Source organism: Pseudomonas sp. ChxA, from assembly GCF_030263855.1.
In the GTDB taxonomy this organism is placed as follows: Bacteria; Pseudomonadota; Gammaproteobacteria; order Pseudomonadales; family Pseudomonadaceae; genus Aquipseudomonas; species Aquipseudomonas fluorescens_CB.
In genome coordinates this window covers 1,878,346-1,902,202 of sequence record NZ_JARPMK010000001.1, presented here as the reverse complement: position 1 = coordinate 1,902,202, position 23,857 = coordinate 1,878,346, and the positions used below count along the sequence as shown (strand labels likewise).

The 23,857-nt window shown below is 61.4% G+C and carries 22 protein-coding genes and 1 other RNA gene; 10 read left to right on the top strand and 13 right to left on the bottom strand.

All coding sequences use genetic code 11. The annotated features are described in order from the left end of the window. The first annotated feature begins 113 nt into the window (after positions 1 to 113). The 4 genes from P5706_RS08500 to hemN all read left to right on the top strand — a co-directional run bounded on the left by P5706_RS08500 (position 114) and on the right by hemN (position 4,961). Positions 114 to 2,564, top strand: a complete 2,451-nt coding sequence (locus P5706_RS08500) for a heavy metal translocating P-type ATPase (protein ID WP_285678978.1) — start codon at positions 114 to 116, stop codon at positions 2,562 to 2,564. A 22-nt stretch (positions 2,565 to 2,586) separates the two neighbouring features. Continuing rightward, the gene (ccoS, locus tag P5706_RS08495) at positions 2,587 to 2,799 is read left to right on the top strand and encodes a cbb3-type cytochrome oxidase assembly protein CcoS (RefSeq protein ID WP_017134806.1); all 213 of its coding nucleotides are present in this window, start codon (positions 2,587 to 2,589) and stop codon (positions 2,797 to 2,799) included. Then, the gene (locus tag P5706_RS08490) at positions 2,792 to 3,475 is read left to right on the top strand and encodes a sulfite exporter TauE/SafE family protein (RefSeq protein WP_285678977.1); all 684 of its coding nucleotides are present in this window, start codon (positions 2,792 to 2,794) and stop codon (positions 3,473 to 3,475) included. The genes ccoS and P5706_RS08490 overlap by 8 nt, the downstream gene beginning before the upstream one ends. Before the next feature lie 103 nt (positions 3,476 to 3,578). Beyond that, positions 3,579 to 4,961 carry an oxygen-independent coproporphyrinogen III oxidase gene (gene hemN / locus P5706_RS08485; protein ID WP_200431942.1) on the top strand — a complete coding sequence of 461 codons (1,383 nt, stop codon included), beginning with the start codon at positions 3,579 to 3,581 and terminating at the stop codon, positions 4,959 to 4,961. 5 nt (positions 4,962 to 4,966) lie between these two features. Here hemN and P5706_RS08480 read toward each other — a convergent pair whose 3' ends face one another. After that, entirely contained in the window at positions 4,967 to 5,452 is a 486-nt protein-coding gene (locus tag P5706_RS08480; RefSeq protein ID WP_200431943.1) for a hypothetical protein, read from the bottom strand. A 153-nt stretch (positions 5,453 to 5,605) separates the two neighbouring features. On the opposite strand from P5706_RS08480, the gene fnr reads away from it, so the two are divergent. Continuing rightward, entirely contained in the window at positions 5,606 to 6,340 is a 735-nt protein-coding gene (gene fnr / locus P5706_RS08475) for a fumarate/nitrate reduction transcriptional regulator Fnr (RefSeq protein WP_200431944.1), read from the top strand. A gap of 81 nt (positions 6,341 to 6,421) precedes the next feature. Next, positions 6,422 to 6,970, top strand: coding sequence for an adenine phosphoribosyltransferase (locus P5706_RS08470; protein WP_056861532.1), 549 nt, complete (start codon positions 6,422 to 6,424; stop codon positions 6,968 to 6,970). Between the two features lie 115 nt (positions 6,971 to 7,085). On the opposite strand, the gene P5706_RS08465 is transcribed toward P5706_RS08470, so the two are convergent. The 5 genes from P5706_RS08465 to dnaX all read right to left on the bottom strand — a co-directional run bounded on the left by P5706_RS08465 (position 7,086) and on the right by dnaX (position 12,780). After that, the gene (locus P5706_RS08465; protein WP_285678976.1) at positions 7,086 to 8,234 is read right to left on the bottom strand and encodes an acyl-CoA dehydrogenase family protein; all 1,149 of its coding nucleotides are present in this window, start codon (positions 8,232 to 8,234) and stop codon (positions 7,086 to 7,088) included. A 171-nt stretch (positions 8,235 to 8,405) separates the two neighbouring features. After that, complete coding sequence (recR, locus tag P5706_RS08460; protein WP_017134798.1) at positions 8,406 to 9,008, bottom strand: recombination mediator RecR; 603 nt, start codon at positions 9,006 to 9,008, stop codon at positions 8,406 to 8,408. A 66-nt stretch (positions 9,009 to 9,074) separates the two neighbouring features. Further along, on the bottom strand, positions 9,075 to 10,109 hold the full coding sequence (curA, locus tag P5706_RS08455; RefSeq protein ID WP_285678975.1) for an NADPH-dependent curcumin/dihydrocurcumin reductase: 1,035 nt from the start codon (positions 10,107 to 10,109) through the stop codon (positions 9,075 to 9,077). Between the two features lie 180 nt (positions 10,110 to 10,289). Beyond that, entirely contained in the window at positions 10,290 to 10,628 is a 339-nt protein-coding gene (locus P5706_RS08450; RefSeq protein WP_003175481.1) for a YbaB/EbfC family nucleoid-associated protein, read from the bottom strand. 46 nt (positions 10,629 to 10,674) lie between these two features. Then, on the bottom strand, positions 10,675 to 12,780 hold the full coding sequence (gene dnaX, locus P5706_RS08445; protein ID WP_285678974.1) for a DNA polymerase III subunit gamma/tau: 2,106 nt from the start codon (positions 12,778 to 12,780) through the stop codon (positions 10,675 to 10,677). A 133-nt stretch (positions 12,781 to 12,913) separates the two neighbouring features. Between dnaX and P5706_RS08440 the strand changes: the two genes are divergently transcribed. Beyond that, the gene (locus tag P5706_RS08440; RefSeq protein WP_285678973.1) at positions 12,914 to 13,690 is read left to right on the top strand and encodes a substrate-binding periplasmic protein; all 777 of its coding nucleotides are present in this window, start codon (positions 12,914 to 12,916) and stop codon (positions 13,688 to 13,690) included. A 54-nt stretch (positions 13,691 to 13,744) separates the two neighbouring features. Beyond that, positions 13,745 to 14,116 (top strand): VOC family protein, encoded by a 372-nt coding sequence (locus P5706_RS08435; protein WP_200431948.1) that lies wholly within the window; start codon positions 13,745 to 13,747, stop codon positions 14,114 to 14,116. On the opposite strand, the gene P5706_RS08430 is transcribed toward P5706_RS08435, so the two are convergent. Continuing rightward, positions 14,030 to 14,989, bottom strand: a complete 960-nt coding sequence (locus tag P5706_RS08430; protein ID WP_285678972.1) for a DMT family transporter — start codon at positions 14,987 to 14,989, stop codon at positions 14,030 to 14,032. The genes P5706_RS08435 and P5706_RS08430 overlap by 87 nt on opposite strands. Before the next feature lie 102 nt (positions 14,990 to 15,091). On the opposite strand from P5706_RS08430, the gene P5706_RS08425 reads away from it, so the two are divergent. Then, positions 15,092 to 15,955, top strand: coding sequence for a LysR family transcriptional regulator (locus P5706_RS08425; protein WP_285678971.1), 864 nt, complete (start codon positions 15,092 to 15,094; stop codon positions 15,953 to 15,955). Here the strand turns inward: P5706_RS08425 and P5706_RS08420 are convergent. The 3 genes from P5706_RS08420 to P5706_RS08410 form a co-directional block, all read right to left on the bottom strand. Further along, positions 15,952 to 16,545 (bottom strand): SH3 domain-containing protein, encoded by a 594-nt coding sequence (locus P5706_RS08420; RefSeq protein WP_285678970.1) that lies wholly within the window; start codon positions 16,543 to 16,545, stop codon positions 15,952 to 15,954. The genes P5706_RS08425 and P5706_RS08420 overlap by 4 nt on opposite strands. 1 nt (position 16,546) lies before the next feature. Continuing rightward, positions 16,547 to 17,593 (bottom strand): N-acetylmuramidase family protein, encoded by a 1,047-nt coding sequence (locus P5706_RS08415; protein ID WP_285678968.1) that lies wholly within the window; start codon positions 17,591 to 17,593, stop codon positions 16,547 to 16,549. Between the two features lie 156 nt (positions 17,594 to 17,749). Next, a complete protein-coding gene (locus P5706_RS08410) occupies positions 17,750 to 18,685 on the bottom strand; it encodes an N-acetylmuramidase family protein (RefSeq protein WP_285678967.1) in 936 nt (311 codons plus the stop codon). Between P5706_RS08410 and P5706_RS08405 the strand changes: the two genes are divergently transcribed. Then, on the top strand, positions 18,684 to 18,833 hold the full coding sequence (locus tag P5706_RS08405) for a hypothetical protein (RefSeq protein WP_285678966.1): 150 nt from the start codon (positions 18,684 to 18,686) through the stop codon (positions 18,831 to 18,833). The two genes, P5706_RS08410 and P5706_RS08405, sit on opposite strands and share 2 nt — an antisense overlap. A 58-nt stretch (positions 18,834 to 18,891) precedes the next feature. On the opposite strand, the gene ffs is transcribed toward P5706_RS08405, so the two are convergent. From ffs to ligA, 3 genes are all read right to left on the bottom strand, one after another. Beyond that, positions 18,892 to 18,988, bottom strand: an RNA gene (ffs, locus tag P5706_RS08400) — signal recognition particle sRNA small type. Positions 18,989 to 20,209: 1,221 nt separating this feature from the next. After that, positions 20,210 to 21,376: a zinc-binding metallopeptidase family protein gene (locus P5706_RS08395; RefSeq protein ID WP_200432342.1), complete on the bottom strand. Its 1,167-nt coding sequence runs from the start codon at positions 21,374 to 21,376 to the stop codon at positions 20,210 to 20,212. Positions 21,377 to 21,490: 114 nt separating this feature from the next. Further along, positions 21,491 to 23,848 carry an NAD-dependent DNA ligase LigA gene (gene ligA / locus P5706_RS08390; protein WP_285678965.1) on the bottom strand — a complete coding sequence of 786 codons (2,358 nt, stop codon included), beginning with the start codon at positions 23,846 to 23,848 and terminating at the stop codon, positions 21,491 to 21,493. Between the last annotated feature and the right edge of the window lie 9 nt (positions 23,849 to 23,857).

Below are 23,857 nucleotides of genomic sequence, written 5' to 3'. Positions count from 1 at the left end.
CCCTTGCGCTTCGCGCATCGCGGGCAAGCCCGCTCCCACAGTGGATCGCGGTCTCCTGTGGGAGCCGGGCTTGCCCGCGATGAGGCCCTCCCAGCCGATATAGATTTCACACCATGACCAGCCCAACCCCCTGCTACCACTGCGCCCTGCCCGTCCCGCCCGGCAGCCGGTTTACCGCCGACATCCTCGGCGAGCGCCGCGAACTGTGCTGCCCGGGCTGTCAGGCAGTGGCCGAGGCGATTGTGGCCGGCGGCTTGCAAAGCTATTACCAGCACCGCAGCGAAGCCTCGGCCAACCCCGAGGCGCTGCCGGTGCAACTGGTCGACGAACTGGCGCTGTACGACCGCGCCGACGTGCAAAAACCCTTTGTGCGCCATGAGGGCGAACTGGCTGAAACCACGCTGCTCATGGAAGGCATCAGCTGCGCCGCCTGCGGCTGGCTGATCGAGAAGCACCTGCGCAGCCTGCCCGCCGTCGCCGAGGCGCGCCTGAACCTGTCCAACCACCGCCTGCACGTGCGCTGGGCCGACGGCCAATTGCCGCTGAGCCAAGTGCTCAGCGAGCTGCGCCATATCGGCTATGCCGCCCACCCTTACCAGGCCGATCGCGCCGCCGAACAATTGGCCAGCGAAAACCGCCGAGCCCTGCGCCAACTGGGCGTGGCGGGGCTGCTGTGGTTCCAGGCGATGATGGCGACCATGGCGACCTGGCCGGAATTCAATATCGACCTGAGCCCGGAGCTGCACGTGATCCTGCGCTGGGTGGCGATGTTTCTGACCACACCCATCGTGTTCTACAGCTGTGCGCCGTTCTTCAAAGGCGCCCTGCGCGACCTGCGCACGCGCCACTTGACCATGGATGTGTCGGTGTCCCTGGCGATTGGCGGCGCGTACCTGGCGGGTATCTGGACCGCGATTACCGGTACGGGCGAGCTGTACTTCGACGCGGTGGGCATGTTTGCGCTGTTCCTGCTCGCCGGGCGCTACCTGGAGCGTCGGGCACGTGAGCGCACCGCCGCCGCTACCGCGCAGTTGGTCAACCTGCTGCCTGCTTCGTGCTTACGGCTTAAAGATGACGGCCAGAGCGAGCGCATCCTGCTCAGCGAATTGGCCGTGGGCGACCGCGTACTGGTGCATCCAGGCGCCGTGCTGCCGGCCGACGGGCTGATCCTTGATGGCCAGTCGAGCATTGATGAATCCCTGCTCACCGGCGAATACCTGCCGCAGCCGCGCAACGTCGGCGACGCGGTCACCGCCGGCACACTCAACGTCGAAGGTGCGCTGACCGTCGAGGTGCGCGCCTTGGGGCATGACACCCGCCTGTCTGCCATCGTGCGCCTGCTGGAACGGGCCCAGGCCGAGAAACCGCGCCTGGCGCAAATCGCCGACCGCGCTGCGCAATGGTTTCTGCTGTGCTCGCTGATCGCGGCCGCGCTGATCGGTTTGCTGTGGTGGGAGCTGGACGCGTCACGCGCATTCTGGATTGTGCTGGCGATGCTGGTGGCAACCTGCCCCTGCGCGTTGTCCCTGGCCACACCGACCGCCCTCACCGCGGCCACCGGCACGCTGCACAAACTCGGCTTGCTGCTGACCCGCGGCCATGTGCTGGAAGGCCTGAATCAGATCGACACGGTGATTTTCGACAAGACCGGCACCCTCACCGAAGGTCGCTTGGCCCTGCGCGCCATCCACCCCTTGAGCGCGCTGAACAGCGACGACTGCCTGGGCCTCGCCGCTGCGCTGGAAAACCGCTCCGAACACCCGATTGCGCGTGCCTTCGGGCGTGCACCGCTGGCCGCCGAGGAAGTCCTGAGCTTTCCCGGCCTGGGCCTGGAAGGTCGTGTAGGCGAGCGTCAATTGCGCATCGGCCAACCAGGTTTTGTATGCCAATTAAGCGGCTGCGCAATCCCCGCTTCGCCGCACGAAGCAGGCCAATGGCTGCTGCTGGGCGATGGCAACGGCGCGCTCGCCTGGTTCGTGCTCGACGACCGCCTGCGCAGCGATGCGCCCGCCCTGCTGGCCGCTTGCAAAGCGCGAGGCTGGCGCACGCTGCTGCTGTCGGGCGACAGCTCGCCGATGGTCGCCAGTGTCGCGCTGGAGCTTGGTATCGACGAGGCCAAAGGCGGCTTACGCCCCGACGACAAACTGCAGGTGCTGCAACAATTGCACCAGCAAGGCCGCAAGGTGCTGATGCTCGGCGACGGCGTCAACGATGTGCCCGTGCTCGCCGCCGCCGATATCAGCGTGGCGATGGGTTCGGCCACCGACCTGGCAAAAACCAGCGCCGATGCGGTGCTGCTGTCCAACCGCCTGGACGCGTTGGTGCAGGCGTTTACCCTGGCGCGACGTACACGGCGGGTTATCCTTGAAAACCTGCTGTGGGCCGGGCTGTACAATGGCCTTATGCTGCCGTTTGCCGCCCTCGGTTGGATCACTCCGATCTGGGCCGCGATCGGCATGTCGCTCAGTTCGTTGACCGTGGTGCTCAACGCCTTGCGCCTGACCCGCCTGCCAAGCCCGCAGGTCAACAGTGCCACCTTAGTCACCCGCCTGCTGCCGGCTTGAGCCGCGCGGGCCTGGAGTACAGATGCCAGCTCTCTACGTGATGATTCCGGCCGCGCTGCTGTTAGTCGGCGTGGCCATTTACATTTTCTTCTGGGCGGTGGACAGCGGCCAGTACGACGACCTCGACGGCCCGGCCCACAGCGTGCTGTTCGACGACCAGGACCCGAACCACCTGGCGGGCGTCGACGAAGCCAACCGGGCCGAGCAACCGCCCAAAGACCCACCCCATGCTTGAGCTGGCGCCACTGCTGGTCTCGGCCTTGATCCTTGGGCTGCTGGGCGGCGGCCATTGCCTGGGCATGTGCGGCGGGCTGATGGGCGCGCTGACGCTGGCAATCCCCAAAGAACAACGCAGCCGCCGTTTTCGCCTGCTGCTCGCCTATAACTTGGGGCGCATCCTCAGCTACGCCGCTGCCGGGTTACTGATCGGCCTGGCCGGCTGGGCTGTGGCCAACAGCCCGGCGGCGATGTTTATGCGCGTGCTCGCCGGGTTGTTGCTGATCAGCATGGGCTTGTACCTGGCCGGTTGGTGGAGCGGCCTCACCCGTATCGAAAGCCTCGGGCGCGGCCTGTGGCGCTACATACAGCCGGTCGCCACCCGTTTATTGCCGGTATCCAGCCTCCCACGCGCATTACTGCTGGGCGCGCTGTGGGGCTGGTTGCCGTGCGGGTTGGTCTACAGCACGCTGCTGTGGGCGGCGAGCCAGGGTAATGCGCTGGACAGTGCATTGCTGATGCTGGCCTTCGGGCTTGGAACTTGGCCAGTACTACTGGCGACTGGTCTGGCGGCAGAACGTGTCACTGCGGTGCTGCGCAAACGCAGCGTGCGTGTGGCCGGTGGCATGCTGGTTATGCTCTTCGGCGTTTGGACGTTGCCAGGCCCGCATCAACACTGGCTAATGGGCCATTAAAGCGCCATGTGGCATAGCGCCGCTCCCCGTTGATGCAAATCAAGATGGCACCTGCAGCGCACCCCTAGACTCGGCCCACTAGCCAATCCGGGGGACCGCCCGCATGCTCGACGCCATTCGTTGGGACACAGATCTGATTCACCGCTACGACTTGGCGGGGCCGCGCTACACGTCCTACCCCACCGCCGTACAATTCGACAGCCAGGTCGGCACCTTCGACCTGCTCCACGCCCTGCGCGACAGCCGCAAGGCCGTGCGGCCCTTGTCGCTGTATGTGCATGTGCCGTTTTGCGCAAACATCTGCTACTACTGCGCCTGCAACAAGGTCATCACCAAGGACCGTGGCCGTGCGCAGGCCTACCTGCAACGCCTGGAGCAGGAAATCCAGCTGGTGGCCTGCCATCTGGACCCGAAGCAGCCCGTGGAGCAACTGCACTTCGGCGGCGGCACCCCAACCTTTCTCAGCCACGACGAACTGCGCCAGGTGATGACCCGCCTGCGCCAGCACTTCAACTTGCTCGATGATGATTCCGGCGATTACGGCATCGAAATCGACCCGCGCGAAGCCGACTGGGCGACCATGGGACTGCTGCGTGAACTGGGCTTTAACCGCGTGAGCATCGGCCTGCAGGACCTGGACCCCGAGGTGCAGCGTGCGGTCAACCGCCTGCAAAGCCTGGAAGAAACCCGTGCGGTGATCGACGCCGCGCGTACCCTGCAATTTCGCTCGATCAATATCGACCTGATCTACGGACTGCCCAAGCAATCGCCGCTGAATTTTGCGCGCACCGTCGAAGAGGTGATCAACCTGCAACCGGATCGCCTGTCGGTGTTCAACTACGCGCACCTGCCCGAGCGCTTTATGCCGCAGCGGCGCATCAACACCGACGACTTGCCCTCGCCGGCAGAAAAACTGCTGATGCTGCAAACCACCATCGAGCAGTTGACCCGCGCAGGCTACCGCTACATCGGCATGGACCACTTTGCCCTGCCGGATGACGAACTGGCCGTGGCCCAGGAAGAAGGCACGCTGCAGCGTAACTTCCAGGGCTACACCACTCACGGGCATTGCGATTTGATTGGGCTGGGCGTGTCGGCGATCAGCCAGATCGGCGACCTGTATTGCCAGAACAGCAGCGACCTCAATCACTATCAGAACGCCCTGGCCGGCGCACAACTGGCCACCAGCCGCGGCCTGGTCTGCACCACAGACGACCGTTTGCGCCGCGAAGTGATTCAGCAATTGATCTGCAATTTCAGCCTGGCATTCGAGCGGATCGAACAGGCCTTCAACATCGATTTTCGCGGCTATTTCGACGAATTATGGCCACAGCTGGAGACAATGGCCGCTGACGGCCTGATCGAACTGGATGCGCACGGCCTTCGCGTTTTGCCGGCCGGGCGCTTACTGGTGCGCTCGGTGTGCATGGTGTTCGATGCCTACCTGGAGCACCAGAACAGGCAGCGATTCTCGCGGGTGATCTAAAGGCTTTATTTCGCCATCAGGCTCATAGCTTCCATCTGAGCCTCAGGCGACTCATCTTTCAGCGCCTTGCTCAGTTGCCCCTGAGCGGTCATTAAACCGGCCTGTATCGTCGCCACGTCGCCCTGCAAACCCGCCACCTTGGCTTGGCGTGCTTCCGGGCTCAGCGTGGTGTCATTCATGGCCGCCGTAAGCTGAGCCATCTTTTCGGCAAGCTGCTTTTTCAGTTCGCGGATCATCTTCAGCAACTGTTTGATGCTGTCTTTCAGATTGCTTTCATCAATATCGCTATTGGAGGACTTTTCAGCCGAGGCCATGCCCATGCCCGCACCGGAAATGACCACCTTCACACCTTCAGTGACCGTGGGTTCAGCCGCCTTGGTCTCGGTTGCCGCCTTGGCCGCAGCGTCTTTATCCCTGGCTGCATCGGCGGCCTTCCAAACTGACACCGCTGGCGAATTGATATGCGGGTTTTGGACTGTGCTGACTGACATGATCTGAGCTCCAGCTCATAGAGAGACACCTATGTATCGGCACCGATACACAGAGCTTTATACCGCTGCTGCTTTTTTGTACACGCTGGCCTCAGCCACCCTCGGTGCGTTACCCTTACGTCTTATGTGTGTTTTCCCACAAGGATTTAAGAAATGTCCGAGCCAGTTAAACTGCGCGCTCACAGCCAGGCTCACTGCAAGGATTGCAGCCTGGCCCCCCTCTGCCTGCCACTTTCGTTGAATTTGGAAGACATGGAAGCGCTGGACGAAATCGTTAAACGTGGTCGCCCGCTGAAAAAAGGCGAGTTTCTGTTTCGCCAGGGCGACAAATTCGATTCCGTTTATGCAGTACGTTCAGGCGCGTTGAAGACCTTCAGCCTCAGCGATAGCGGCGAAGAGCAGATCACCGGTTTCCACCTGCCCAGCGAGCTGGTCGGGTTGTCTGGCATGGACACCGAGATTCACCCAGTGTCGGCCCAGGCCCTGGAGACGACCTCGGTGTGCGAAATCCCCTTCGAGCGCCTGGATGAATTGGCTTTGCAGCTGCCGCAACTGCGCCGCCAGTTGATGCGGGTGATGAGCCGCGAGATCCGTGACGACCAACAGATGATGTTGTTACTGTCGAAGAAAACCGCCGACGAGCGCATCGCCACGTTTTTGGTCAACCTGTCGGCACGTTTCCGTGCCCGTGGGTTCTCGGCCAACCAGTTCCGCCTGAGCATGTCGCGCAACGAAATCGGCAATTACCTGGGCTTGGCGGTGGAAACCGTGTCCCGCGTGTTTACCCGTTTCCAGCAAAACGAGCTGATTGCCGCCGAAGGCAAGGAAGTGCATATCCTCGACCCGATCCAGCTGTGCGCGCTGGCCGGGGGCTCGCTGGAAGTCTGAGGCAGACGCTTGCGGCCGCGCCAATCGGCAAGGCCGCAGGTATACTTCGAGTCCGTTTTCCGCTCCCAGGACTCTTCGACGATGACCTTCGATTCGTTCGACATCAAATCCCTGATCCGCCCCGTCATCGACTTCCCCAAGCCTGGGGTGATCTTTCGTGACATTACCCCGTTGTTCCAATCGCCCCGCGCCCTGCGCCTGGTGGCCGACAGTTTTGCCCAGCGCTATGTCGAGGCCGACTTTACCCACATCGGCGCGATGGATGCCCGTGGCTTCCTGATCGGTTCGATCATCGCGTACCAGTTGAACAAACCGCTGATCCTGTTCCGCAAACAAGGCAAGCTGCCCGCTGACGTGCTGGCCGAGGGTTACCAGACCGAATACGGCGAAGCGTTTCTCGAAGTGCACGCCGACAGCCTGTGTGACGGCGACTCGGTGCTGATGTTCGATGACTTGATCGCCACTGGCGGCACCTTGATTGCTGCGGCTAACCTGGTGCGGCGCATGGGCGCGAAGATCTTCGAAGCGGCGGCGATCATTGACCTGCCGGAGCTGGGTGGTTCGCAGCGCCTGCAGGATATGGGCATTGCGACGTTTTGCCTGACGCAGTTTGGGTTGACCGAAGTTTAAAAGTTGCCTGGGCCGGCGCTATCGCAGGCAAGCCAGCTCCCACCTTTGACTGTGTTTGCAAATCAAAATGTGGGAGCTGGCTTGCCTGCGATAGCGCCTGAAAGAACACCACTAATCACAACCCCATCTGCTTGCTGATGATCTCGTTCATCACCTCACGAGTGCCCCCGCCGATAGACAAAATGCGGTTATCCCGATACAGCCGTTCCACCAGGCTGCCACGCATATAGCCCTGCCCACCCAGTATCTGCACCGCGTCATAGGTCACCCGATCAGCCGTATCAGTGGCCAGGTTCTTGGCCATGGAAATCTCCTTGATCACACTCTTGCCGGCCGCCATCTTGGCGGCCTGGCGGTAGGTGAACTCGCGGGAGACTTCCACTGCGGTGGCCATTTCCGCCAGCCGATGCTTGAGCACCTGGAATTTGCCGATAGGTTTGCCGAAGGCTTCGCGCTGGCTCGCCCACTTGAGGCTTTCTTCCAGGGCGAGCTGCGCGGTCATGTTCGCCATCAGCGCCAGCGCCAGGCGCTCGCTCTGGAAATTGCCCATGATGCAGGCAAAGCCCATGTTCTCGACGCCGATCAAGTTGCCTACCGGCACGCGGCAATCGTCGAAGAACAACTCAGCCGTGTCCGACGCCCACCAGCCCATTTTCTTCAACGGTTGGCCGACTGTGAAACCTGGCGTGTGCTTTTCGATCAGCAACAGGCTGATGCCGCCGAAGCCCGGCCCGCCGGTGCGTACGGCTACCGTATAGAAGTCGGCGCGGATGCCGCTGGTGATAAAGGTTTTGCTGCCGCTGACGCGGTAACAGTCGCCATCGCGAATGGCGCGGGTTTGCAGGTTCGCCACATCGGAGCCGCCGCCGGGTTCGGTGACGGCCAGGGCGATGATCTTCTCACCGACCAGCACTTGAGGCGCAACGCGTTCGCGCACCTCGGGGCGCGCCCACTTGACTACCGGCGGCAAGCCGATATCCAGCGAACCCAGGCCCGCGACCACGCCACCAGAACCGCAACGCATCAACTCTTCGCTGGCGGCGACCTTGGCGAACAGGTCGCCTTCGTGGCTGCCGCCCAGGCTTTCGGGGTAGCCGATGCCCAAGATCCCTGCCGCGCCCGCCTTGAGGTACAGCTCGCGGGGAAAGCTCTCCGCCTCCTCCCATTGCTCGATACCCGGCAACATCTCGCGCTCGACGAAACGCCGCACGCTGTCGCGGACCAATTGGTGGCTGGGGTCGAAGTAGTCCTGATAGGCAGACATCGGCAAGCTCCACGGTGAGGTGGAGAGAACTTACCAAGCGCTTGCTTGGTTATCAACATATCCCTGACAACACAAGCTACTGTGGGAGCTGGCTTGCCTGCGATGGCGATGGATCAGTGACATTGATGTCGCCTGACACTCCGCTATCGCAGGCAAGCCAGCTCCCACATTTTAAAGCGCGATCGGTTTGCGACCGGCAAAAGAGTGCGCCAGCGTGCCGCCATCCACCAACTCCAGCTCGCCACCCAACGGCACGCCATGGGCGATACGCGAGGTGATCAAACCTTTGTTGGTCAGCAACTGGGCGATGTAATGCGCGGTCGCCTCGCCTTCCACCGTTGGGTTGGTCGCCAGGATCACCTCGGTAAACGTGCCCTGCTCCTCAATGCGCGTCACCAGTTGCGGGATGCCGATGGCTTCCGGGCCCAGGCCATCGAGCGGCGAAAGGTGCCCTTTGAGCACGAAGTAGCGCCCGCGATAGCCGGTCTGCTCGACGGCGTACACGTCCATCGGCCCTTCAACGACGCACAGCAAGGTGTCGTCGCGACGTGGGTCGGCGCATTGCGGGCACAGATCTTCTTCGGTCAGTGTGCGGCACTGGCGGCAGTGGCCGACACCGGTCATGGCCTGGCTCAAGGCCTGGGCCAACCGCGTGCCGCCGCTGCGATCACGCTCGAGCAGTTGCAGCGCCATACGCTGGGCGGTTTTCTGGCCCACGCCCGGCAAAGTGCGCAGGGCGTCGATCAGTTGGCGAATAAGGGGGCTGAAGCTCATGGGCGAAGGGTCCGACAAAACAACGAGACGCGGTTTATACCCGCGCCTCGGATTAGCGTCAAATGCTCAATCCTGCGCGACGCGCACCACCAACTTGCCGAAGTTGCGCCCCTCGAGCAAACCGATAAAGGCTTCGGGTGCCTGTTCCAGGCCGTCGACCACGTCTTCGCGGAACTTGATCTTGCCGTCGCGCACCCACGGCGCCATGGCGCTGAGGAATTCAGGCTGGCGATCGCCATAGTCGTCGAACACGATAAAGCCCTGGATGCGCAGGCGCTTGGTCAACAAGGTGCGTTGCAGTGCCGGCAGCCGATCAGGACCGCTGGGGGCTTCATGGGCGTTGTAGCCGGCGATCAGGCCGCACAGCGGAATGCGCGCCTTGGGGTTGAGCAGCGGCAGCACTGCATCGAAAACTTTGCCGCCGACGTTTTCAAAGTAGATGTCCACGCCTTTGAAACAGGCCAACGCCAGCTCATGGGCAAAATCGGCGCTCTTGTGGTCGATACAGGCGTCAAAGCCCAGCTCATCGACCACATAACGGCACTTGTCCGCACCGCCGGCAATGCCCACCACGCGCAAGCCCTTGAGCTTGGCCACTTGCCCGACCACCGAACCCACCGCGCCAGAGGCAGCCGCCACCACCAGTGTTTCCCCAGCCTGAGGCTGGCCAATATCCATCAGGCCCATGTAGGCGGTCATACCGGGCATGCCCAAGACGCCCAGTGCCATCGAGGGGCTGGCCAGGCCTTTGGGCACAGGGATCAGGTTGTGCCCGTCGGATATGCTATGGCTCTGCCAGCCGGTGGAACCTACTACCAGGTCACCTACGCCGAACTTCGGGTTACGCGATTGTTCGATACGGCTAACGGCACCACCGGTCATCACTTCGTCGATTTCCACCGGAGCTGCGTAGGACGGCGCATCACTCATGCGTCCACGCATGTAGGGATCGAGGGACAGGTACAGGGTTTTCAGCAGCACCTGGCCATCGGCCAATTCCGGCAGGTTCACCCGCTCCAGGCGAAAGTTTTCCGGCGTGGGTGCGCCTTGCGGGCGCGAGACCAGGACAATGCGCTGGTTAAGAATGGGCTCTTGAGGCATGGGGGCTCCTTTAACGAATCTTTCGGTATAGGGTGCAGACCCTGCGTGCCGTGCCAGGGTTCATATTAGACGCGCAGCGTCTTGGGGCGGCGTTCCCACGCAGAGCGTGGGAACGATCACAGCACAAACAAAAATGCCAGGCGCGATGCCTGGCATTTGAGTCTAGCTAACGCTGCACGATCAGAACGGCAGCTTCATGCCCGGCGGCAGTTGCATGCCAGCGGTCACGCCACCCATTTTTTCCTGGCTGTTGGCTTCGATCTTGCGCACGGCGTCGTTGACGGCCGCGGCGAACAGCGCTTCGAGCATTTCCAGGTCATCTTCGCCGACACCTGGCAACACGCTTGGGTCGATGCTCACACGCTTGATGTCGTGACGACCGGTCATCACCACGCTGACCATATCGCCACCGGCTTTACCGGTGACTTCGGCGTTGGCCAGTTCTTCCTGCATCTTGGCCATCTTTTCCTGCATCTGCTGCGCCTGCTTCATCAGGCCGGCCATGCCACCTTTCATCATGGGAATCACCTCAAAGTACGTGGATCAATCAATTAGTAGCCCGGCTTTATGACGCTTGGGACACCGGGGCTTCGACAGGTTCAATAGTATCGTGACGCACCACCGCGCCGAACTGTTGCATCAACTGTTGGATGAGCGGATCGCCATGGATCGAGTCTTCAGCCTCGCGCTGACGGTTGATGCGCTTACGGGTCGCCGCCTGGGCCGGGGTTTCCTGCTCAGGCTTGATCAGTTCGATGGCGATGGTCAACGTGCGTTCATGGTACTGGTTCAGCGCATCGTTGAGTCGGCGTTGCTGGGTGGCGTTGAACAGGGCGCTGTGGGCCGGGTCCAGGTGCAACAGCCAGTGGTCGCCCTCGATGGAGATCAAGGTGCAGTTGGCGGCGATGCTGCCGGTCATGCCGGAGATTGGCAATTTCGGAAACAATTCCAACCATTGCAACGCCAGGCCGGTGGCCGGGGCGGCAGCGGGTTCCGCTTCGGGCTCGGGGGCCGGCTCGGCGGTGTGCTCGCTGGCCAAGTCGTCCAAGTAGCTGTAGGCCGAGTCCATGTCCGGCTCGATGTAATCTTCGTCCAGCGGCGGCTCGTCATCAAGGTCGATGCCCGGCGTGGCCGCGTCTACCTGCGCGACAGTCGGCTCGGGAACCGGTGCCGACACCCATTCCGGCGCGTCCGGCACCGCGCTGTCCGGGGTCGGCGTGGGCATCGGCGTCAGTTCGGGCTGCTCGCCGATGGTTTCCAGCACGGGCTCCACGGCGGGTACTTGCTCGACTTCAGGTTCAGGCTCAGGTTCTGCGTCGACCGGATCGTTCCAAGGCAGGTCAACCACCGGCGCGCGAGCAGGTTCAGGCTCAACCACGGGCGCAGGTTCAACCACCGGCGCGGCAACCACAGGCTCGGGTGCCGACGCCGACGCCGACGCAACTGGCGCAGGTTCAGGCGGTGCAGGTTCAGGTGCAGCAACTACTGGCGCGACTACCGCCGCGCCAGCCACTGGTTTGGCGGAATCAACTGTGGCCTGGCTGATCCCCACTGGCTTTAGCGGCTGTCTCGGTGCGTCTGCCGAGTCGGCGGGCCGGAAGGCCAGCATCCGCAGCAAGACCATTTCAAAGCCGCCACGCGGGTCTGGCGCCAAGGGCAAATCCCGACGGCCGATCAGGCCCATCTGGTAGTAGAACTGCACATCTTCGGCCGGCAACGCCTGGGCCAGCGCCAACACGCGGTCGCGGTCGCCATGGCCGTTGTCGACACCTTCGGGCAACGCCTGGGCGATGGCCACGCGGTGCAGCACATTGAGGATTTCCGAGAGCACGCCGTTCCAGTCCGGGCCTTGCTCCGACAAATGGCGCACGGCTTCGAGCAACGCCTTGGCGTCACCTTCGATCAGCGCGTGCAACACGTCGAACACCTGGCCGTGGTCCAGCGTGCCGAGCATGGCGCGCACATCTGCGGCCATAACCTTGCCTTCACCAAAGGCGATGGCCTGGTCGGTGAGGCTCATGGCATCGCGCATCGAACCATCGGCGGCGCGGCCGAGCAGCCACAACGCGTCGTCTTCGAACGGTACGTTCTCGACGCCGAGTACATGGGTCAAGTGCTCGACCACGCGCTCAGGCGTCATGTTTTTCAGGGAGAACTGCAAGCACCGCGACAAAATCGTTGCAGGAAGTTTCTGCGGGTCGGTGGTGGCCAGGATGAACTTAACGTAGGGCGGCGGCTCTTCCAGGGTTTTCAACAGGGCGTTGAAGGAATGGCTGGAGAGCATGTGTACTTCGTCGATCAGGTAGACCTTGAAGCGCCCACGGCTCGGCGCGTACTGCACGTTGTCGAGCAGCTCGCGGGTGTCTTCGACCTTGGTGCGGCTCGCGGCGTCGATCTCGATCAGGTCGACAAAACGCCCTTCGTCGATCTCACGGCATACCGAACAGGTACCGCAAGGTGTCGACGTGATGCCGGTTTCACAGTTCAGGCACTTGGCAATAATGCGCGCGATAGTGGTCTTGCCCACCCCCCGAGTACCGGTGAACAGGTAAGCGTGGTGCAGCCGTTGGCTGTCCAAGGCATTGATCAGAGCCTTGAGCACATGGGTCTGGCCGACCATTTCGCGGAACGAGCGCGGACGCCATTTACGTGCAAGAACCTGATAACTCATCGAAAACCGTCGCAACTGGGAAGCGGAAGCCGGTAATGCTAGCGGAGCAAGGGGGAAATTGCATCCGGCACGCTCGTCTAATCTGACTAAGCTTGCACGAATGGCCCCGCAAAGGCCTGAACCCGGAGAGTGTATGCGCGTAGTCCTGGGCGCTTTATGGATGGTTTCCGTTGTCAGCCTTGCGGCGCCCGCGCCGTTGCGTTTTTCGGTTTCCGACAGCTGGGCAATGCCCATGGCCCAAATAGATGGCGACCAGCCCACCCAGGGCATTTTGTATGACTTGATGTTGAGCCTGGCCACCCAGGTCGGGCGGCCGGCCGAGTTCCACGTGCTTGCGCGGGCACGTCTGGCCAGCGCCATGGCCCGCGCCGAGGTCGATGTGCGCTGCTATGTCGCCCAGGATTGGGTCGGCAACCTGTCCGGCGACTACACCTGGAGCGTGCCCTTGATGGTGCAGCGCAATGTGCTGGCCAGTGCCCACGCACCGCCGGTTCAGGTGGCCACGTTGGCACCGCAGGCCATTGGCACGGTGCTCAACTACCGCTACGCCGTGCTCGAACCGCTGTTCGCCAGCGGCCAACTGACCCGCGACGATTCGCGCAGCGAAGAGTTGGTGCTGCATAAGCTGGTGGCCGCGCGTTTCGAATACGCCGTGATCAACGAATGGACCCTGGACCGTTTTAACCTGAAAGTGCCCGAAAGCCTGCGGCTGCACAAAGTCGCGGTGATCGACGAACAAAGCCTGGGCTGCATCGTGCGCAATGACCCTGACGTGCCGGTGCAACGGATCTTGCGCACGCTGCTGCGGATGAAAATGTCGGGCGAGATCGACGACCTGATCAAACTCTACACCGGGGAGAATGCGCGACCGTTGCAGACTCCTTACAAGAACACTCCTGACAAGAACTGACAGGGCCGTCCCCTAGACTGGGCTCAGTTAACCGCCCGTTCTCAAGGAGCCTGCATGCACACCGTCGCCCATTATTTCCTGCTCTACGTCGACAGCCCGGCCACCAGCGCCAACTTCTATAGCCGCTTGCTGGGCAAGCCGCCGGTGGAACTGAACCCGACGTTCGCCCTGTTCATTCTCGACAACGGCGTCAAGCTGGGGCTGTGGTCGCGTCACACCGTAGAGCCTGCGGCTCACTTGACCGGCGGCGGCGGTGAGGTCGGTTTTTCGCTGGCGGACCCAGCCGCTGTGGACGCCCTGCATGCTCAATGGGTAGAGCGCGGCGCAACCATCACCCAATCACCGACCCACCTGGACTTCGGCTACACCTTTGTCGCCGAGGACCTCGACGGTCACCGCCTGCGCGCGTTCAGCCTGAGCGATTGAGCGCCAGCGCCCTTCAAGGCTGATGGCGGCGACACTGGCCAGCACGATCACCGCGCCCAGTATCACTTGCAGGGCAATGTGCTCGCCCAGCAGTGTTGAAGCCATCAACATCGCCACCGGCGGAATCAGGTACATCGCGACCGAAGCGCGGCTGACGTCCACATGCTTGAGCACATAACCCCAGGCCAAGTACGCCAGGGCACTGGGGAAAATCCCCAATACCAGCACCGAGAGGTTCTCCGGCAACGGTGCCTGGGCCACAGCAGCCGGCAAGCCCGGCAGGTTTACACAGAGCATCAAGGTGCCCGCCCACACCATGTAACACGCCATGGTCAGCGGGCTATAGCGATGGGCGTAGTGTTTCTGGATGGCGAAATACACGCTCCACGACACGGCGGCCAGCAGGATCAGCAAGCCGCGCGGGTCGATATCACCGACGCCTTGATCGCCCCAGATCACCACCAGCACACCGAGCAAGCCCAGCAAGACACAGCCCCAACGCCAGAAACTGACCCGCTCTTTCAAACAGAAAAACGCGATCACCACACTGAACAGCGGCGCCGACTGCGCCAGCACACTCGATGCCGCCGCCGTCACCCACTGCTGCCCGTAGTTGAGGCTGGTGTGGTGCAGGAACACGCCGAAAAAGCCCAATACCAGCAACCACGGCAAATCCCGCACTCGCGGGCGGCCGATGCCTACCGCCAGGGCGATGCCGCCCATGAACACCGACGCGATCAGAAACCTCAGCAGTGCCAGTTGGCCGGGGCTGTAGCTGTGCAGCCCCATGTGCACGCCAATCGGCGAATAGGCCCAACAGAGGATCACGCCGGCGATGACTAGCGTAAGCTTTACGGGTGACGGGGCATTCATCGAAGGCATCCAGATACTGAGAGGGAATGCCGACAGTCTTGAGCCGCGCAAGGCGTAGGACAATTAAGCGTTTCTGACTTCTGAAATCATTGGAACTGAGCAATGGAACTGGCCCAACTGAAAATGGTGCGCGCCGTGGCCCAAACCGGCAGCGTGGCTCAGGCCGCGCTGCAATTGCACTGCGTGCCATCCAACATCACGACGCGCATCAAGCAGTTGGAAAGCGAGTTGGGCACGCCGCTGTTTATCCGCGCAGGCCGTGGGCTGGCCATCAGTGCCGCCGGTGAGATCTTCCTCGATTACTGCGAACGCATCCTGGCGCTGGTGGATGAATCCAAACGCGCAGTGGATGCCAACGCGATTCCGCGTGGCACCTTGCGCATCGGCGCGGTGGAATCCAGCGCCAGCGGCCGCCTGCCGCCGCTGTTGGCCGAATACCACCGGCGCTACCCGGACCTCAGCCTGGAGCTGGTCACTGGCGCCTGGGCGCAACTGCTCGACGACCTGCAACACCATCGCCTCGATGTGGCGCTGGTGGCCTCGGGCGGCAAGCGCGCCAAGCTCGAACACAGCGTGGTCTACAGCGAACGCCTGGTGCTAATCGCCAGCGCCTCCAGCGCGCCAATCCACAGTGCCGAAGACTTGGCAGGCCGTACCTTGCTGGTGTGGCCGCCGGGCTGCCCCTACCGCGCAGCGCTGGAGCACTGGATCAAACCGCACGCCTTCAAGCCGAGCATCGCCAGCTATGCCAGTTGGGGCACGATCATTGGCTGCGTCAGTGCGGGGATTGGCGTGGCCTTGGCGCCGGAAGGCATCCTGGCCCGCTATGAGCAGGCCAATCAACTGGCGTCCTACCGGTTCGAGGAATTGCAGGCCGTCGACAACCTGCTGTTCTGGCACACAGACACCCAGCGCCACCTGGCGCGGGATGCGTTTGCCGGGCTGCTGCGGGAGACGTTTGGTTAGTCGGCTTGCGGCGCAGCCAAGCGTGCGTACTGGTCCTGGCTGATCCAGCCGGTGTAGGTATGGTCCTTGGCATTGGTAAACTCGACTTTGGCCCAGCCGTCCTTGAACGCCAGAACGCCGACCACATCATCCTTGACGATATACGGGCGTTTGGCCGCGTCGGCGTCAGGCTCTTCCAACAGATAGGCCTTGTCGGCTGAAACCGTCACCAGGCCAATCCATTGCGTGTTGGCCGTCTCGGTCAACTCCAGGCCGGTGGCGATTTCCGGCATCAATACACTGAGGCAGCCGGGGTGCTCGCGCCCCTGCTCTACCGTCAAGGTCACGCCGTCGGAGGAAGGCACCACGCTGCCGGGGTAGGCATTGTCGAGCCAGGTGGTGAGCGCTTCGGGCGGGCCTTGCAAGTAGAACGCACAACTGCGGGTCACGCCTTCGCCCAACTCTTCTGCGTAGTAGCCTTCGACTTGATGTTCAGGCGTGACCGCCAGCATCAGCCCTTCGTACTTGCCGGAATGCAGCTCGGCCGCACCTGCCAACGTAGGCGCCAAGGCGCACAACGACAACACGCTCATCGCTAGAAAACGGCTCATCTTATTTCTTCCCTTCCAATGCTTCGTAGGCCTTTTTGATACGGCTGTCGTAGTCGCCGTAATCCTTGCCGTTATAGTTACGCGCCATGGCCACGTAGTCTTTATCTTTCATGGCCTTGATCAATGCCGGGCTCTGGCTGCAAAAGCCGATAAACGCTTTTAATTGGTTACCGGCATTGATCTTCAGGGCGGCGGCGAATTCAAACACTGTCTTGTAACCGCAGGAGGTGTAGTTGAAACCCATTATTTGGAACATGCCCCAGGACGCCGACATCAATGCAGCCTCCTGATCCAGCGCAAACGCGGTGGCCATGGTCTCCCAGGCCTTGGTCTGGTCCTTGTTATTAACCTGCCACTGCGGCCCGGCCTTTCTCACGTAGATATAGGACAGCAGCGGGTGCGCCTGGTCGTAGATGTGCTTGGTGTACTTGCGAAACAAGTGCCCTTCAAAGGCAATCACCGGCAACTTGGCCGGTCCGAATCCGGAACGCCCGCCGGACTCAACCGTGGCGAACGCCTTGATGATATTCACCGAAATACCGCTGCCCAACTGCGTGGCGGCGCTCTGAAAGTCGGTGTCGGTCAATGTCATGCCGCCGTCACACGTAGCCTGGAGCATCAACTGCCGGTTGCGCCGCTCGGCTTCGATCATGGCGCGCATGCGGTCCAAGTACACATTGACCGTGGCCTGTACCGCATCGCCACCGTTATTGCCGAACACGTTGAGAAAGCTCGGAATGCGCATCCCGGGGAAGGCTTTTACCGGCACCTTCACGGCTTCTTCGATCAGGCTGTTGAAGGTTCGGCCGGTAGGATCGACCACGCCGTCGGGGTGCGCATACTTGAGATGCCGGAACTGATACTGGCTGATGCACTGCACCAATTGACCATCGCACTTACCGTTTTCGGCCAGCGTAAAACCCATATTGGGAATGATCAGATTAAATAGATACTGGATGCACTGAACATCCGTGGGCAAGTTGCGCGCTTTACCCGGCGCGCCCACTGAAGCACTGATCAGACGGGGCAACCCTTGCAGGCTTTTCATCGTGGACATCCTTGTTCATTAAAGAAGCGATAGCACTTCAATATCAGCGCAGCGCACTTGTCATAACTTGAAACAAGTGGCTGCGCGAAACTAACAAGATGGTTTTAGGTTGTCCAGTGCGCACGCTCAACGCTGTGAAGCAGCCAACACACGCCGCTACCTTTTCCTTTCCAGCGCCTCAAAGGCTTTTTGGATACGCCTGTCGTAGTCGCCATAGCTTGAGCCATTGTAATTGCGCGCCATGCCGGCAAAGTCCTTGCTTTTCATCGCTCTGAGCAAGGCCGGATTCTTGCGACAAAAGCCGCAGAACGCCATCAATTGCTGGCTGGCGTTAAGCTTCAGTGCAGCGACAAACTCAAACACGTCCTTATAACCACAGGCGGCAAAGTTAAAGCCCATGACCTGGAACATACCGTAGGACGCCGACATCAGCGCTGCGGCCTGATCCAACTTGTAAGCATCGACCAGAGTCCGCCACGCAGTCGCCTGGGTTTTGTTATTGGCTTTCCATTGCGGGCCGGCATTGACCAGGAAGGGGTAGGACAAAAGGGGGTAGGCCCTGTCGTACTTATGTTGAGTGTACTTGCGAAAGATATGGCCCTCGAAGGCGATAACCGGCATGTTGGCCGGCCCGAACCCGGAACGCCCACCGGACTCGACCGAGGCGAACGCTTTGATCAGGTTCGCCGAAATACCGTTGCCCAGCACTGCAGCCGCGTTCTGAAAGTCAGCCTCGGTGAGGGCGGTATGACCGTCACATGTGGGGCTGGTGACTAACGGTGAGTCGGCAGGGACAACGGCATTGTCTTTGCCTTTGCCAGCATCGTCGACCAGGCTAGTGAACGTCCGACCTGCTGGGTCAATCACACCATCAGGCTTGCTGACCTTGAGACGATTGGCCTGATAGTCGTTGATGCGCTGCAACAACAGCGGGCCGCACTTTCCGTCTTCCGCAAGGCGCGAAGCGGGTTCTGGTGTGATCAGATTAAACAGATGCTGGATAAAGCGAACATCAGCGGGCACATTCTGCGCCTTGCCTGGGGGGCCGACTGAAGCACTGATAATTCCGGGTAAAACTGGAAGGCTGGACATGGCAATCATCCTTGTTGATCAAAGGAGTGCCATCACTTCTTTACTACTCCAGCACTGTGTCGCTTGCATGATTGAAGCTAGCAGGCGGCTGAAGGTTTTCCAGCACAAAGCCGTCATCGCTGCGCAAAAATCGCAGATGAGCGCGTAAAAACGTGTTTGATTTGAAACAGGGAGGGTAAAAACAAGGAAGAGCGTTATGGAGGCAACCCCACCAGCCACACCCCGGCACACAATGTTCCCGCTGTGGCTGCTGCCTTCCGGCTCTGACCAGGTTCACGGGTAATCGTTGCGGGGGGACCGATGGGGTCACCATAACGACGCTGGCCTCTCGGCAAGCGGGGCCATTGTACCGATCTCGTCGGAAGTTACAACTGTTGTTCCGGATTAAAAATATGAGGGGGCTCAAGCACTTGTCCACCATCGCGATAAGCGGGCAGAACGTTGTGGGAGCCGGGCTTGCTCGCGATTGCGGTGTATCAGTTGGGGCATTCAATGGCTGATGCACCGTAGTCGCAGCATCGGCATCTACACAGATATTGGCGTCTTGGGTGTATATCCGTTGCTGCGGTAACGGCGGCTTAGGGTTCCGCCCTTACGGCGGGTCACTTTTGGCAAACGCCCCAAAAGTAACCAAAAGGTCTGTGCCCCACCACTCGGCCCCTCGCTTAGGCTCGGTGTGCCCTCACTCCGGCTTGAATCCGTGGGCCGCCGCGATGGGCCATCCTTGGCCCAGCGCGGCTAACCCGGCGTCCTGCCGGGTTACCCACGGATTCAAGCCTGCGTTCGGCCATCGTGGTTAACGGGGCGCCTCAGATCAAAAGCAGATCAAGATCAAGATCTACAGCACGGCGGCCTGAAAGCCGACCTGAGTGGTTGAAGCAAGAGCCAGATCAAGTGCGAAGCAAAAACCTATCTGAATACACTGAAGAACTGCTTTTCTGTGGGAGCTGGCTTGCCTGCGATGCAGACACCTCGGTACATCAGGCACACCGAGTTGATGCCATCGCAGGCAAGCCAGCTCCCACCTTTGACCGAGTATGGTTTTGCTGTTGCTGTTGCTGTTGCTGTTGCTGTTGCTGTTGCTGTTGCTGTTGCTGTTGCTGTTGCTGTTGCTGTTGCTGTTGCTGTTGCCCTTACATCCTTTTCGATGACGAAGTCAGCGGTCTTTTGATCTGCGCTTTTGATCTTGATCTGAAATCGCCCCGTCAAACACGATGGCCGGAATTCGACAGGGATTTGGGGGGTAAACCGGCAGGGATGCCGGTTTAGCCGCGCTGGGCCAAGGATGGCCCATCGCGGCGACCCCCCAAATCACTGGCGGATTGCGGGCATGCCGAGCCTAAGCGAGGCACCGAGTGTTGGGGCGAAGACTTTTTGGTTACTTTTGTCTGGGCCGGCATTCCGGTCTTTACAAAAGTGACCCGCTGTAAGAGCGGAACCCTACTCAGCCGTTACCGCAGCAACGGATATGTACACCGCCAAAAGACCGCCATCGCAGGCAAGCCAGCTCCCACCTCGGGCAGATTACTGTGCGTGTACGACTTCATCGGCCCTGCCGCCCTCCTCCTGAATCACCAAATGAATGAAGTGCAGCTTGGCGATCACCGCCGGCGGCAACACAAAGGGGTAGAAATCCGGCTGGCCCATGCTGCGTGACAGTTCGTTGAGCATGCCGGCCAGTTCGATCCAGGCGTTGACGAACGACAGGAACGCCGGGCCGCCAGGGTGTTCGGGGTCGTAGAGCGTGGTCAGCGGGAACGGCTGGTAATCCAGGTCCATCTCGCGGGCGCTCATGCCAAAGCCCAGCGCGGTGTCGACGGCGTCCATCATGTGCAGGTAATGAGCCCAGGTTTCGGCCCAGTCTTCCCAGGGATGCATGGTCGCGTAGGCGCTGACACAGGTTTGCTGCCAGTCGGGGCGCGGGCCGTTCTGGTAGTGCTGGTCGAGGGCCTCGGCGTAACTGGCGCGATCGTCGCCGAACAGGCGTCGAAACGGTTCAAGCCAATGGCTGTTGGCGATCAGCCGGTCCCAGTAATAATGACCGACTTCGTGGCGAAAGTGGCCGAGCAACGTTCGATACGGCTCGCGCATTTGCACACGGACTTTCTCGCGGTGAGCGTCGTCGGCTTCCTTGATATCGAGGGTGATGAGGCCGTTGGCGTGGCCAGTGGTGGGGGCGTTGCCTTGCAGGTCGATGCCGACGAAATCGAAGGCCAGGCCGCTGTCTTCATCAACACTTTTTGGCACCACTTGCAGGCCCAGGCTGATCAGTTGCGCCACCAACCGGCGCTTGGCGGTTTCGACTTTGCGCCAGCGTTCGGGGTTTTCCGGGATCGACAGGTCGGGAATGGTGCGGTTAAGGCTACAGGCCACGCACAACGTCGCGGTGCTGTGGGCAGGAATCAGCCAGTTGCAGGCGGCCGGGGTGTCGAGGTTGGCGCAGCGGCGGAAGGCGCCGGCGTCGAGGTTATCGTCTTGCAGCCAAGTGCCTTCGACGGGGCCGGGCTGCAAAGACGACAACCGACTTTGCTGCGGCTGATAGCCCAGCAGGGCCGAGCAGGCCAGGCACTGGCTGTTGCGAAAGAACAGCGACTGGCCACACCGGCACTGCCACACCTTGCTGCTGCGCGAGGATCCGGCCATGAACGGTGCGGCGATGCGCGTGCTGAGTTGCTCGAAGTAGCGGAACATGGCGATCTCTCCCTGGGTGACCAAGACTAGATCATTTACCGTTAAAGATCGTTCCAATGGCTTTGGGGCTGCTTCGCAGCCCAGCGGGAGCAAGCTCCCTCGCCACAAAAGCTGTCAGACAGTGATGTTGTGTTTGGCCAGGAAGGCGACGAAGGCCTCTTCGTCCAGCACCTTAAGGCCCAGCTCGGTGGCCTTGGCCAGCTTGGAACCCGCACCCGGCCCGGCGACCACGCAGTGGGTCTTGGCCGAGACAGAACCCGCGACCTTGGCGCCCAGGCTTTCGAGCTTGTCCTTGGCCACGTCGCGGCTCATCAGCTCCAGGGAGCCGGTCAGCACCCAGGTATGCCCCGCTTCCGGCAAGCCTTCGACGACCTTTTTCTCGCTCTGCCAATGCATACCGAAGTCTTTGAGCTGCTGCTCGATAGCCAGGGCATGGCTGGCATTGTCCGGGTTATCAAAAAACTCGCGTACCGCCTTGGCCTGCTTCTCGGGCAGTGCCTGGCGCATGTCCAGCCAGTCAGCCTTGATCACGCCTTCGAGGCTTACAAACTTGTCCGCCAGTTTTTGCGCGGCGCCAGGCCCCACGCTGGGTACGTGCAGCTTGTCGAGCAAGCCGCCCAAGGTGGTGCTGGCGGCGAATTCGGCGCTCAGGTCACCCTGATCCTGCAACTGCAAGCCGCACTCATCCGGCGACAGCAGCGCGCCAATCACCTCTTGGTTGTGGCTGTCTTCAAAGAAGCTGTGAATCTCGTGGGCGACTTCCAGACCCACGTCCGGCAAGTACGTCAGCACTTCGGGCAAGGCCTGCTGCACACGCTCCAGGGACGCCAGCGAGCGCGCGAGTACCTTGGCGGTCTCTTCGCCCACGTCCGGAATGCCCAAGGCGTAGATAAACCGCGCCAGGGTCGGAGTCTTGCTGTTTTCGACGGCGGTGATCAGCTTCTTGCTGGAAATGTCGGCAAAGCCTTCCAGGTCGATGATCTGCTCGTATTTGAGTTTGTAGAGGTCAGCTGGCGAGCCGATGAGCTTTTCATCCACCAACTGCTCGATGGTTTTGTCGCCCAGGCCATCAATGTCCATGGCACGCCGTGAGACGAAGTGAATGATCGCCTGCTTGAGCTGCGCGCCACAGGCCAGACGCCCGACGCAGCGGTACACCGCGCCTTCGCTGACGGTTTCCTTGCCCTTGCTGCGCTTGACCAGTTGCGTGCGCTCCACATGGGAGCCGCACACCGGGCAGCTTTCGGGGATCGGCACGGCACGGGCGTTTTCCGGGCGGCGTTCGAGCACCACCGACACCACCTGCGGGATCACATCACCGGCGCGGCGAATGATCACGGTGTCGCCGATCATCACGCCCAGGCGCGCGACTTCGTCCATGTTGTGCAGGGTGGCGTTGGACACCGTTACACCGGCGACCTTGACTGGCTTCAAACGCGCCACCGGCGTTACCGCACCGGTGCGGCCAACCTGGAATTCCACGTCGAGCAGTTCGGTCAGCTCTTCCATGGCCGGGAATTTATGCGCGATGGCCCAGCGTGGTTCGCGGGCGCGGAAGCCCAGCTCACGCTGGGAAGCAATGCTGTTGACCTTGAACACCACGCCGTCGATCTCATACGGCAGGCTGTTACGCCGCTCGCCGATATCGCGGTAGTACGCCAGGCAATCCTGAATGCCCTTGGCCAGCTTCAGCTCATGGCTGATGGGCATGCCCCACTTCTGGAGTTGCTGCAGGTTGCCGATATGGGTGTCGCTGATGTCGGTAGTCACGCCATAGCAGCAGAATTCCAGCGGACGGCTGGCGGTAATCTTCGAGTCCAACTGACGCAGACTGCCGGCGGCGGCGTTACGCGGGTTGGCGAAAGTCTTGCCGCCCACTTCCAGTTGCGAGGCATTGAGGCGCTCGAAGCCGGCCTTGGACATGAACACTTCGCCGCGCACTTCCAGGGTCGCCGGCCAGCCGCTGCCATGCAGCTTCAACGGGATATTGCGCACGGTGCGCACATTGACGCTGATGTCTTCGCCGGTGGTGCCATCGCCACGCGTGGCGCCGCGCACCAGCTCGCCATCCTGATACAGCAGGCTGACCGCCAGGCCGTCCAGCTTGGGCTCGCAGCTGTATTCCACCGCTGCGCCGCCGCCAAACAGATCGCCCACCGGCAGGTCGAGACCTTCGGTCACCCGGCGATCAAATTCGAGCATGGTGGTTTCATCGAAGGCGTTGCCCAGGCTGAGCATCGGAATCTCGTGCTTGACCTGGGTGAACGCCGACAACGCCGCACTGCCGACCCGCTGCGTCGGTGAGTCACGCGTCACCAGTTCCGGGTGCTCGGCTTCCAGAGCCTTTAACTCATGGAATAACCGGTCGTACTCGGCGTCCGGGATGCTTGGCTCATCGAGGACGTGGTAACGGTAGTTGTGCTGATCCAGTTCAGCGCGCAGTTCGAGGATGCGGGTGTGGGCGGCGGTCATGGGTGTTCT

What these genes read in the sequence shown, in the direction of transcription:
- P5706_RS08500 (WP_285678978.1), top strand. Translation starts at nt 114, where the DNA reads ATGACCAGCCCAACCCCCTGCTACCACTGCGCCCTGCCCGTCCCGCCC.
- ccoS (WP_017134806.1), top strand. Translation starts at nt 2,587, where the DNA reads ATGCCAGCTCTCTACGTGATGATTCCGGCCGCGCTGCTGTTAGTCGGC.
- P5706_RS08490 (WP_285678977.1), top strand. Translation starts at nt 2,792, where the DNA reads ATGCTTGAGCTGGCGCCACTGCTGGTCTCGGCCTTGATCCTTGGGCTG.
- hemN (WP_200431942.1), top strand. Translation starts at nt 3,579, where the DNA reads ATGCTCGACGCCATTCGTTGGGACACAGATCTGATTCACCGCTACGAC.
- P5706_RS08480 (WP_200431943.1), bottom strand. Translation starts at nt 5,452, where the DNA reads ATGTCAGTCAGCACAGTCCAAAACCCGCATATCAATTCGCCAGCGGTG.
- fnr (WP_200431944.1), top strand. Translation starts at nt 5,606, where the DNA reads ATGTCCGAGCCAGTTAAACTGCGCGCTCACAGCCAGGCTCACTGCAAG.
- P5706_RS08470 (WP_056861532.1), top strand. Translation starts at nt 6,422, where the DNA reads ATGACCTTCGATTCGTTCGACATCAAATCCCTGATCCGCCCCGTCATC.
- P5706_RS08465 (WP_285678976.1), bottom strand. Translation starts at nt 8,234, where the DNA reads ATGTCTGCCTATCAGGACTACTTCGACCCCAGCCACCAATTGGTCCGC.
- recR (WP_017134798.1), bottom strand. Translation starts at nt 9,008, where the DNA reads ATGAGCTTCAGCCCCCTTATTCGCCAACTGATCGACGCCCTGCGCACT.
- curA (WP_285678975.1), bottom strand. Translation starts at nt 10,109, where the DNA reads ATGCCTCAAGAGCCCATTCTTAACCAGCGCATTGTCCTGGTCTCGCGC.
- P5706_RS08450 (WP_003175481.1), bottom strand. Translation starts at nt 10,628, where the DNA reads ATGATGAAAGGTGGCATGGCCGGCCTGATGAAGCAGGCGCAGCAGATG.
- dnaX (WP_285678974.1), bottom strand. Translation starts at nt 12,780, where the DNA reads ATGAGTTATCAGGTTCTTGCACGTAAATGGCGTCCGCGCTCGTTCCGC.
- P5706_RS08440 (WP_285678973.1), top strand. Translation starts at nt 12,914, where the DNA reads ATGCGCGTAGTCCTGGGCGCTTTATGGATGGTTTCCGTTGTCAGCCTT.
- P5706_RS08435 (WP_200431948.1), top strand. Translation starts at nt 13,745, where the DNA reads ATGCACACCGTCGCCCATTATTTCCTGCTCTACGTCGACAGCCCGGCC.
- P5706_RS08430 (WP_285678972.1), bottom strand. Translation starts at nt 14,989, where the DNA reads ATGAATGCCCCGTCACCCGTAAAGCTTACGCTAGTCATCGCCGGCGTG.
- P5706_RS08425 (WP_285678971.1), top strand. Translation starts at nt 15,092, where the DNA reads ATGGAACTGGCCCAACTGAAAATGGTGCGCGCCGTGGCCCAAACCGGC.
- P5706_RS08420 (WP_285678970.1), bottom strand. Translation starts at nt 16,545, where the DNA reads ATGAGCCGTTTTCTAGCGATGAGCGTGTTGTCGTTGTGCGCCTTGGCG.
- P5706_RS08415 (WP_285678968.1), bottom strand. Translation starts at nt 17,593, where the DNA reads ATGAAAAGCCTGCAAGGGTTGCCCCGTCTGATCAGTGCTTCAGTGGGC.
- P5706_RS08405 (WP_285678966.1), top strand. Translation starts at nt 18,684, where the DNA reads ATGGCAATCATCCTTGTTGATCAAAGGAGTGCCATCACTTCTTTACTA.
- P5706_RS08410 (WP_285678967.1), bottom strand. Translation starts at nt 18,685, where the DNA reads ATGTCCAGCCTTCCAGTTTTACCCGGAATTATCAGTGCTTCAGTCGGC.
- P5706_RS08395 (WP_200432342.1), bottom strand. Translation starts at nt 21,376, where the DNA reads ATGTTCCGCTACTTCGAGCAACTCAGCACGCGCATCGCCGCACCGTTC.
- ligA (WP_285678965.1), bottom strand. Translation starts at nt 23,848, where the DNA reads ATGACCGCCGCCCACACCCGCATCCTCGAACTGCGCGCTGAACTGGAT.